Genomic DNA, 1,094 nt, shown 5'->3' with positions numbered 1-1,094 from the left:
TATACAACGGAGAAAATGGAAAAGCAAGCAGAAAATCCGTGGGAGCTGAAAGATTTTCTGCAACACCCTGCAAAAATGTCACTCGAGGAAATTTCGGAAGCGATTTTCCTGCGAATGTCGGCGAAAGCAAAGGCATTGGATCGGCGTGTCGGATGTCTTCGAGGCGGCGCGAGTGGAAGTTTGGAAGCGTAAACCCAGGCAATGGAAGTAGCGAAAAGGCAAAGTTGGAAATGGTTATCGACGGCGGACAAGTTGCGGCACTGAGAATCAAGAGAGCCGATTTCGTGCTTGATTTCCTTGAATCCGCTTTCGATTTTCCATCTGGCGGAATAATATTCGATCATCCGTTCGGCAGGGAGCGAAAGATCGGTCGTGACCAACGGGAAAGCAAAGTTGCGGTAGTAAACGAAGATGACTTTGACCCGGCATTTCAATGCTTTGGACATGCAGATGATCTCGGAAAAAGAGATCTCGCGTTCCTTACCGTACACATGAATTTCAGCAGTCCGCGCCTGATTTCGGAGTTGAGTGGAAAGTTCTCTGACGTTCGGGAGTCTTTTCCCATACCTGGGAGCACGCCCGCGCTTTTTTACGCGCGGGCCGGGAAGATCGAAAATGGCTGCGGAAACCCGCAGCCTGGACAGGATATGAACGGAGCCGGAAATATGCGCCCGGACTTCTTTGATGAGCGGAGCGGAACAAAACCAGGAATCGGAAACGATAAGGATGCTGTTCTGCGTGAACTTTCCGGCAATGCCGATGATCCGTTGGGCGGCGATGCCGGATTTGGTCTTGAGCCATTCCGCATACGGCAACTTGGCGCTGGATTTGACCTTTTTTGCGAGAGGCTTGTAAAGCCCCTGTGCGAGGGGCAGGAATGCCCAGCGGTGGTGGATAAAGCGAAGCAGCCCGACTACGACTCGGCAGTTTCCCCAGATGTATTTGGCCGAGTTCATTTTGGCGGCATGATCGAAATGAGTTGCGCAATCCTGAATCTTTTTCCCGGTTTTCGGGCTGAGCTCGTCGTCAAGCGCCAGAAGAATACGCCCGTCAACAGACGGATCGCCGAGTTCGAGGAGCAACGCATCCCAAAG

General features: G+C 52.1%; 1 protein-coding gene. It reads right to left on the bottom strand.

Annotated elements, in window-relative coordinates; translation table 11 throughout:
• On the bottom strand, window positions 1-1,082 hold a 1,082-nt coding region (locus FYJ85_RS24530), incomplete at its 3' end, for an IS701 family transposase (RefSeq protein WP_476756250.1).
• Window positions 1,083-1,094 lie beyond the last annotated feature (12 nt).

The sequence above is a fragment of the Victivallis lenta genome (assembly GCF_009695545.1).
GTDB lineage: Bacteria > Verrucomicrobiota > Lentisphaeria > Victivallales > Victivallaceae > Victivallis > Victivallis lenta.
This window is presented reverse-complemented; position numbering and strand designations above follow the sequence as displayed.